At 67.8% G+C, this 8,377-nt stretch carries 8 protein-coding genes and 1 pseudogene; 7 read left to right on the top strand and 2 right to left on the bottom strand.

The genetic code is table 11. The features are described from left to right. From AAY78_RS00145 to AAY78_RS00130, 4 genes are all read left to right on the top strand, one after another. Positions 1-1,002, top strand: a 1,002-nt coding sequence (locus AAY78_RS00145; protein WP_046746356.1) for a FecCD family ABC transporter permease, incomplete at its 5' end; no start/stop codon positions are given. Beyond that, positions 999-2,081 carry a FecCD family ABC transporter permease gene (locus AAY78_RS00140; RefSeq protein WP_052748573.1) on the top strand — a complete coding sequence of 361 codons (1,083 nt, stop codon included), beginning with the start codon at positions 999-1,001 and terminating at the stop codon, positions 2,079-2,081. The genes AAY78_RS00145 and AAY78_RS00140, both read left to right, overlap by 4 nt. Further along, entirely contained in the window at positions 2,078-2,878 is an 801-nt protein-coding gene (locus AAY78_RS00135; protein ID WP_045262087.1) for an ABC transporter ATP-binding protein, read from the top strand. Before AAY78_RS00140 ends, AAY78_RS00135 begins: the two co-directional genes overlap by 4 nt. Continuing rightward, positions 2,868-3,830: a siderophore-interacting protein gene (locus AAY78_RS00130; protein WP_046746354.1), complete on the top strand. Its 963-nt coding sequence runs from the start codon at positions 2,868-2,870 to the stop codon at positions 3,828-3,830. The genes AAY78_RS00135 and AAY78_RS00130 overlap by 11 nt, the downstream gene beginning before the upstream one ends. A gap of 158 nt (positions 3,831-3,988) precedes the next feature. Here AAY78_RS00130 and AAY78_RS00125 read toward each other — a convergent pair whose 3' ends face one another. Then, entirely contained in the window at positions 3,989-4,831 is an 843-nt protein-coding gene (locus tag AAY78_RS00125) for an alpha/beta fold hydrolase (RefSeq protein WP_046746353.1), read from the bottom strand. Between the two features lie 96 nt (positions 4,832-4,927). Here AAY78_RS00125 and AAY78_RS00120 point away from each other — a divergent pair, with 96 nt between their 5' ends. From AAY78_RS00120 to AAY78_RS20250, 3 genes are all read left to right on the top strand, one after another. Further along, entirely contained in the window at positions 4,928-5,494 is a 567-nt protein-coding gene (locus AAY78_RS00120) for a TetR/AcrR family transcriptional regulator (RefSeq protein WP_046746352.1), read from the top strand. A gap of 107 nt (positions 5,495-5,601) precedes the next feature. Further along, positions 5,602-6,411 carry a tryptophan-rich sensory protein gene (locus AAY78_RS00115; RefSeq protein WP_046746351.1) on the top strand — a complete coding sequence of 270 codons (810 nt, stop codon included), beginning with the start codon at positions 5,602-5,604 and terminating at the stop codon, positions 6,409-6,411. 1,116 nt (positions 6,412-7,527) lie between these two features. Then, positions 7,528-8,091: a DUF6578 domain-containing protein gene (locus AAY78_RS20250; protein WP_378802503.1), complete on the top strand. Its 564-nt coding sequence runs from the start codon at positions 7,528-7,530 to the stop codon at positions 8,089-8,091. A 41-nt stretch (positions 8,092-8,132) separates the two neighbouring features. Here the strand turns inward: AAY78_RS20250 and AAY78_RS00105 are convergent. Continuing rightward, positions 8,133-8,377, bottom strand: a pseudogene (locus AAY78_RS00105) (aldehyde dehydrogenase family protein); the annotation flags it as partial.

The raw sequence follows: 8,377 nt of genomic DNA, 5'->3' as shown, positions 1-8,377 counted from the left end.
CGGCGCCCGGTGCTGGTGCGAACCATCTGGCTCCTCGTCGGGCTGGTGGTGCTCGTCGTCCTCAGCGTCCTGTCGATCTCCTTCGGCGTGCGCGCGGTCTCGTTCGACGACATCGTCGCCGCGCTCACGGGCCACACCGACACGATCGCCGAGGCCGCGATCGTGAAGCGCATACCGCGCACCGTGCTCGCCCTCCTCGTCGGCGCTGCGCTCGCCCTCTCCGGAGCGACCATGCAGGCGGTCACTCGGAACCCGATCGCCGACCCCGGCATCCTCGGCGTCTCGAACGGCGCCTCCCTGGCTGTGGTCTGCGGCATCGCCTTCTTCGGACTCGCCGACCCCTACGGGCAGATGGCCTTCGCGATCGTGGGCGCCGGCGTCGCCGCCGTCTTCGTCTACACGGTCGGCTCGCTCGGGCGCGGGGGAGCGACCCCTCTCAAGCTCGCACTCGCGGGGGCGGCGACATCGGCCGCCTTCGCCTCGCTCATCAGCGCCGTGATGCTGCCCCGCGTCGACCTGCTGCAGACGTTCCAGTCCTGGCAGATCGGCGGCGTCGGCGGAGCGGAGTGGCCGCGCATCGCCCTGACCGCGCCGGTGCTCGCCGTCGGCGCCCTCATCTGCTTCCTGTGCTCGCGGGGCATGAACTCCCTCGCCCTCGGCGACGAGATGGCCAAGGGTCTCGGCGAGAACGTGTTCCGCACCCGCATGATCTCGGCACTCGGCGCCGTGATCCTCGCCGGGGCCGCGACCGCGATCGCCGGACCCATCGGATTCGTCGGGCTGATCATCCCGCACGTGTGCCGCATGCTGGTGGGGACCGACCACCGCTGGCTGCTTCCGTTCTCGGCCATCGCCGGCGCCGCCCTGCTGACGGCGAGCGACATCGTGGGCCGCGTGATCGCGCCGTCGTCCGAGGAGATCCAGGTCGGCATCATCACCGCCATCATCGGAGCGCCGTTCTTCATCTGGATCGTCCGTCGGCAGAAGGTGCGTGAGCTGTGAGCACGACCGAGCACACCGAGCACACCCTCGAACGCGGCGAGGAGTCCGCCGCCGCCCGCATCACGCGGATCGTCGCGGGCCGACGCTCGCGCCACCGTCGTCACGCGATCGCCACGATCGTGCTCGGCGTCCTGGTCCTCGCCCTCTTCGCGGTCGCTCTCATGGCGGGGAACACGTTCTACACACCGGACGAGGTGATCCGCGTGATCCTCGGCGAGACCGTGCCGGGGGCGTCGTTCACGGTGGGCGACCTGCGGCTGCCGCGCGCGGTGCTCGCCGTCCTCACCGGCATCGCCTTCGGCATGGCGGGCGTCTGCTTCCAGACGATGCTGCGAAACCCCCTCGCCTCGCCCGACATCATCGGCATCTCCAACGGCGCCGGAGCTGCAGCCGTGTTCGGCATCATCGTGCTCTCCGTCAACGGGCCGGTCGTGTCGCTGCTCGCGCTCGTCGGTGCCGTGGTCACGGCCTTCGTGATCTACCTCCTCTCGATCAAGGGCGGCTTCGCCGGCACGCGGCTCATCCTGATCGGGATCGGCATCGCGGCGATGCTGCAGAGCGTCATCTCCTACCTGCTGTCGCGCGCGGCGAACTGGGACATCCAGACCGCGATGCAGTGGCTCACCGGAAGCCTCAACAACGCATCGTGGGAGCGGGTGCTGCCGATGGCGATCGCCGCGCTGATCATCGTGCCGCTGATGCTGTCGCAGGGCCGCGCACTCGGAGCGCTCCAGCTGGGAGACGATTCGGCGGCGGGGCTCGGCATCCGCGTCAACGCCACACGTCTGCTGCTCATCCTCGGTGCGGTCGCGCTGCTCGCATTCGCGACGGCCGCCACCGGGCCCATCGCCTTCGTCGCGTTCATGGCGGGGCCCATCGCCGCGCGCATCACGGGTCCAGGCGCGAACCTGCTCCTGCCGTCGGCATTCGTCGGGGCTCTGCTCGTGCTCGCCGGCGACCTCATCGGCCAGTTCGCCTTCGGAACCCGCTACCCCGTCGGAGTCATCACCGGCGTCGTCGGTGCGCCGTACCTGATCTATCTCCTCATCCGCACCAACCGCTCCGGGGGTTCGCTTTGACCGTCTCGCACAGCCTGTCCGCCGAGGGCGTCACGCTCGCCTACGGCGACCGCACCATCATCGACGGTCTCGACCTGCAGATCGCCCCCGGCCGCATCACGACCATCGTGGGAGCGAACGGATGCGGCAAGTCGACGCTGCTGCGTTCGCTCGCCCGTCTGCTGTCGCCGAGCGACGGGCAGATCGTGCTCGACGGCAAGTCGGTGCACGCACGCCCGACCAAGGAGGTCGCGCGCATCCTCGGGCTGCTTCCGCAGTCGCCCGTCGCGCCGGAGGGCATCGCGGTCGCCGATCTGGTCGGCCGCGGACGGCACCCGCATCAGAAGATGCTCGCCCGCTGGAGCACGCATGACTACGAGGTGGTGGCAGACGCCCTCGACGCGACCGGCATCTCCGACCTCGCCGACCGCAGCGTCGACGAGCTCTCCGGTGGCCAGCGGCAGCGCGTGTGGATCGCGATGGCCCTCGCGCAGGAGACCGACATCCTGCTGCTGGACGAGCCGACCACCTTCCTCGACGTCGCGCACCAGGTCGAGGTGCTCGACCTGCTCACCGACCTGAGCGTCTCACGCGGCACCACGATCGTCATGGTGCTGCACGACCTGAACCTCGCCGCCCGTTACGCCGACGAGCTGGTCGCGATGAAGGACGGGCGCGTGCATGCGACGGGCGCACCCCAGGACATCGTCACCGCCGAGCTCGTCGAAGAGGTCTTCGGCCTCGCCAATCAGATCACCATCGATCCGGTCTCCGGCAAGCCGATGGTCACACCCATCGGGAGGCACCATGTCCGCTGAGACGACCACGACCGAGCGCCCGACCTACATCCTCACCCGCGCCGAGGTGCGGGCCGTCGCGCGTGTCTCGCCCTCCTTCGTGCGGGTGACCTTCGGTGGAGACGAGTTGAGCGAGTTCGGCACACCGGGTGAGGTGTTCGACAGCCGCATCAAGCTGGTCTTCCCACCCGCGTCCGGAGTGCTGCCCGACCTCGACAGGGCATCGGACAACTGGTGGCAGGCCTTCCTCGCCGTGCCGGAGGAGGAGCGCGGATCCATGCGCACCTACTCCGTGCGCGAGCTGCGGGTCGATCCCGAGACCGGCACCGAGGTGGACGTCGACTTCGTGCTGCACCTCGAGCCGGGTCTGACCGGGCCGGCCTCCCTGTGGGCGAGCCAGGCCGCGGTCGGGCAGGAGCTCTACCTGGTCGGACCCCGCCGCGGGGTGGACGTGGATGCGCACGGAGGGGCCGAATTCGCCCCCGGTACCGCGGCATCGGTCGTGCTCGCGGGCGACGAGACGGCTGCTCCGGCGATCGCCCGCATCCTGGAGGACGCGCCGCGCGACCTGCGCGGTGTCGCCTTCATCGAGGTGCCCTCGCCTGCCGACATCCTGCGCATCGACGTGCCCTCAGGGGTCGAGGTGCACTGGCTTCCCCGTGATGCCGGCGAGCCGCACGGGCTGCGACTGATCCCCGCCGTGCTCGGCTACCTCGGAGACGCCGACGCTGCGGACGAGATCCGGGTGAAGGACATCGACGGCGAGGACCTGCTGTGGGAGACGCCGGAGTACTCCGGTCTCGGCGAGGACATCGCCACGGCCGACGCTCCGGCCGAACGTTACTTCTGGATCGCGGGGGAGAGCGGCGTGGTCACCACGCTGCGTCGCCACCTGGTCAAGGACCTCGGCATCGACCGCAGCCAGGTGGCCTTCATGGGCTACTGGCGCCGCGGTGTCGCCATGCGCGGCTGACCCCCCTCCTCCCTCTTCCTAGCCTTCCTCCTTCCTGCCAAAACGGAGACGACCCGAGCATCCGCCGGCGTGTCTTGTGTGGACGCGCCGCCCGGATGCCGGGTCGTCTCCGTTTCGGCCTGCCTGCCCCGGAGAACGGACGGCTGGCAGGGGAGGGGTTACTTCGCGAGGAAGGTCTTCAGCGCGGCGTTGACCTCGTCGGCGTGGGTCCAGAGCAGGCCGTGCGGGGCGCCCTCGACCTCGACGTAGTCGGCCTCCGGGACCGCCTGGTGGAAGCGGCGCGCGGTGGCATCGATCGGGAGGATGTTGTCCTTCGTGCCGTGCAGGATGAGCGTGGGCTTCGCGGCCGCTGCCACAGCCTCGACGTCGGCGCGGAAGTCCTCGATCCAGGCGGGCACGACGGCGTAGGCAGCCACGGGCGCGCTGCCGATCGCGACGTTCCAGCTGCCGGTCACGGCCTGCTCGCTGATGCGCGAGCCGAGGTTCTCGTCGAGGTTGTAGAAGTTCTTGTAGAAGTCGGTGAACCACGCGAAGCGGTCGCCCTTCGCCGCGGCCTCGATGCCGTCGAACACCTCCTGCGGCACGCCCTCGGGGTTGTCGTCGCGCTGCACGAGGAACGGTTCGAGCGAGGCGAGGAAGGCGAGCTTGGCGACGCGCTCGTGTCCGTAGCGGGAGACGTAGCGGGCGAGCTCGCCGGTGCCCATCGAGAAGCCGACGAGCACGACGTCGCGCAGGTCGAGGGTCTCGAGCACGGTGTTCAGGTCGGCGGCGAACGTGTCGTAGTCGTAGCCGGAGTTCACCTTTGAGGACTGGCCGAATCCGCGGCGGTCGTAGGTGATGACGCGGTAGCCCTGGGCGAGGAGTTCGCGGGTCTGGCGCTCCCAGCTGTGCCCGTCGAGCGGGTAGCCGTGGATCAGGACGACGGGCTGACCTGCTCCCTGGTCTTCGTAGTAGAGCTCGATCGCGGTGCTGTTCTCGTTTCCGACGGTGATGTAGCCCATGGTCCTGATCCTTTCGGTTCCGGTGAGAACGGTCGTTCTCGCTCGATGTCCTCAATCTAGAGAACGTTCGTTCTCGTGTCAAGTAGACTTCTGGACATGACCGAAGACGAGGCTCGCGAGCGCATCCTGTCCGCCGCGGAGGAGCTCTACTACCGCAAGGGCTACGCCGCTGTGGGCATGGACGAGCTGCGCTCGGCCGCCGGCGTGTCGCTGCGCCGCCTCTACGCGCTCTTCCCTGCCAAGAGCGACATCGTCGCGGCCGTGCTGGCGCGCAAGCACGCGGAGTGGGAGTCCGGCCTCTCGGGGGCGGTGTCGGATGCGGGGGATGACCCCCGTGCGCGCATCCTGGCCGTCTACGGGTACCTCGAGAACTGGTTCTGCGCCGACGACTTCCGTGGCTGCGCCTTCATCAATGCGTTCGGCGAACTCGGTGGCACCAATGTGGAGGTCGCGGAGATCGTGCGGGCGCACAAGGCGTCATTCCAGGAGTACATGGCCGGCCTCGTCGCCGACACCGGAGCTCCGCCCGCGCTCGCCGCGCAGCTGTCGATCCTCGCCGAAGGAGCGCAGAGCACCGCGGCGATCTCGGCCGATCCAGCCGTCGCCGCACAGGCGCGGGGTGCGGCCGAGGTGCTGATCGACGCGGCTTTCGCCCGCGCCTGAACTCTCGCCCGGCGCATCATCCATATTTTGGCTAACCTGGTTAGCGAAACGGCGCACCTCTGTCAAGGCCGGTGCGACCGAGGAAGGACAGCCGTAGCCTTCGGGGCATGGAATCACGCACGAAGGGCATCGGTCGTCAGGCGCTGATCATCGCGGCGGCGACATTCATGGTGATCGCGGCCGCTGTCGGGGCCGGAGCATTCGGCGGCGCGTCCGTCGACGATCTGCAGGACGGGGCGCTCTCGGCTCAGGGCTCGTACCTCGCGCCGGCGGGGCCCGCATTCTCGATCTGGTCGCTGATCTACCTCGGGCTGATCGCCTACACGGTGTGGCAGGCGCTCCCCGCTCAGCGGCAGGATCCGCGTCAGCAGGCCGTGGGCGGGTGGATCGCCGCCTCGATGGTGCTGAACGGGCTGTGGCTGGTGACCGCACGGTTCCTGACGCTGTGGCTCACGGTCGTCGTGATCGCGGCGCTCCTGGCCGTGCTCGCGCGGGTGATCGTGCTGCTCGGCCGCTTTCCCTCCCGGAACCTCGCCGACCGCATCCTCACTGACGGCGCGAACGGCCTGCACTTCGGTTGGGTCACCATCGCGACGGTGGCGAACACGGCCGCGTGGTTCACGCAGATCGCTCCGAAGAGCTGGGCGCAGGCAGCGGATGCCTGGGCCATCGCCGTGCTCATCGTGGTCCTGGTGATCGGGGCTGCCGCGGCGTGGGCCACCGGACGCATCGCTCCTGCCCTCGCGACGGCCTGGGGTCTCGCCTGGCTCGCGGTCGGACGGCTCACCGGGGAGCCCGAGAGCACCCCGACCGCGATCGCCGCCATCGTCGTGGCCGTGCTGCTCGTGCTCACCGGGGTCGCGGCGGTCGTGCGGCGGTCGCGCGCCGGGAGCAACTCCTCAGAACCTGCGCGCTGAGCCCGTTCGCACCTGCGTTCGGGGGCGATGTCCCCGGTAGTTGAGGAGTTGTGTACGCCGGTAATGAGCCGCATTAGCGGCTACCGTGCAGCCGGTAAACATGCGCGCGTAGCCTAATGGCAGGCCAAGGAACGGCAGGCAGTGTTGCGCAGAGACGGAAACCGATCCACTGGACTCGGTCTCACTCTGCCCGACTGAATCGCGTCGGCTTGCGCACCACTCCCCCCATGCTTCGGCGCGGCACCGGGCGTCACCGCCCTCGTGCCGACCCCCGCTCCTGCCATAGAAAGCAGCATCGGGTTCATTAAACAGCAACGGGGATGGGAGGAAGCTCGCACATTCATCGCTGCCGTTGCCGATTGTGCCAACCAGTCCGATCAAGCTAGGAGCGGTGTCGGAGCACGACTGGAATGAGGGCAAGCGAGATTCGCCTGCCCTCCTCGTCCGCGGTGAAGACAAACTCGAACGTGGACGTTGCTGTATCGGCCGTCTTCCGGCTTCGCAATGTAACGCCGAGACTCTCGGCCGTGCTCTCGATCGTGCGCGACAGAGCCTGGTCGATAGTCCAGTACTCATCGTCGTCTGCGCTCACGGCATTACCCCAAACCGGTGAGACTCAATCCGGCCGATCTGGGATTGGCTGGCGGGGTTGGCGTTGGCTGTTCCTACCGTGTTCGTAACTCACCCCAAACCTGGCCCTTCGGTGCCTTCTGCTGGACATGTCCGTACTCGATGGGACGGCCGACGTCGACCCGGCCCACATCGGTGGCTTGATTAGAAGCCTGTCCAACCGATCAAGGCTGTGACTCCTCACAGAGTTAGACATTGATGAGCTGCTTGAGCTTGGATGGTTCAGCCGGGACCAGATCGTCAGTCTCGACCGGCGCAACTGGATCGACAGAATAATCAACGATTGCATCTAGGCGTCGCTACGACCCCTCTACCCAACTCTTGACAAACATAGAAGCGTCCAGCAACGGATCGTAGCCAGCGCGGCTGCTCCAGATCAGTTGTTCAACGGGTCGTTGACCAACAAGTGATTCCCTTCCAGTGCGAGCTCATCGGCGAAAGCGCGAGGGATCGCCCCCCATCGGGGATCGCGGTTAGTCTGTCGGCATGACACGTGTGTGGCTGAGTCGCTGGGAGTGGAGGTGTTGCGGTACTCCGTTTGCGGTCGGGGATGAGGTCGACTTCGGCATCATGACGCGTGATACCAGAAGTCTCGTTGACCGGATCGGACATGAGGTAGCTGCGACAGTGGATGCTCTCGAAGCTCACCACGATGAGGAGTACGTGGACCGGATGCGCGGCCGGGTCCGCGCCGTAAGTTCAGTCACACATGAAGTCGTAGAACGGAGGGTCCGATACTCGCTGGATCGCAGAGCGGGAGTCCGCTCTGCGGCTCGGCCTGGTGACAAGCACCAGTCGTCGAAGGATGTCCATCTGGATGAAAAGCTCACACGCGAATCGTTCACGATCGAGGCGGTCCCTAACACGACGGAACTTCGCCCGGTTCAGGGTGTCCCGTCGCCTGAGGACGAGTCGATCGTGGCGGGACCTGTGGCTACCCAAGCACTAGAACCCATCCCCGATGAGCGACGTCGACGGGTTCACAGCGGGTGGATTGTGGACGTAGAGGAGACCGGAGTTGGCGAGCGAAAAGCGACGCATATCACCTGACCTCACCGGGGTCCCAGCGTTGTGAGACCCCGGGTGCGCAGCAGGCCCGCCTCAAGGAAGAGTTCGGCGATGCGCACCGGCACGGAAGGGTCACGCTCGCTGGGCTTGAGCACGACCGCATTGCCGGCGGCGAGCGCGGGGCCGGCCTTCCACAGCGGGATCATGGCGGGGAAGTTGAAGGGCGTGATCGCGGCGACGACCCCGAGCGGCTGCCGCATCGAGTACACGTCGATGCCGGCTCCGGCGCCGGTGGAGTACTCGCCCTTGAGGAGGTGCGGAGCACCGG

It is taken from the genome of Microbacterium sp. Ag1 (assembly GCF_001005635.1).
Lineage (GTDB): Bacteria > Actinomycetota > Actinomycetes > Actinomycetales > Microbacteriaceae > Microbacterium > Microbacterium oxydans.
The sequence above is the reverse complement of the archived record's forward strand: the minus strand, read 5'-3'. Positions and strand labels throughout refer to the sequence as shown.

Excerpts from the sequence above, each read along its gene's own strand:
- AAY78_RS00120 (WP_046746352.1), top strand. The coding sequence starts at position 4,928 with ATGACCGAAGACGAGGCTCGCGAGCGCATCCTGTCCGCCGCGGAGGAG.
- AAY78_RS00125 (WP_046746353.1), bottom strand. The coding sequence starts at position 4,831 with ATGGGCTACATCACCGTCGGAAACGAGAACAGCACCGCGATCGAGCTC.
- AAY78_RS00115 (WP_046746351.1), top strand. The coding sequence starts at position 5,602 with ATGGAATCACGCACGAAGGGCATCGGTCGTCAGGCGCTGATCATCGCG.
- AAY78_RS00130 (WP_046746354.1), top strand. The coding sequence starts at position 2,868 with ATGTCCGCTGAGACGACCACGACCGAGCGCCCGACCTACATCCTCACC.
- AAY78_RS20250 (WP_378802503.1), top strand. The coding sequence starts at position 7,528 with ATGACACGTGTGTGGCTGAGTCGCTGGGAGTGGAGGTGTTGCGGTACT.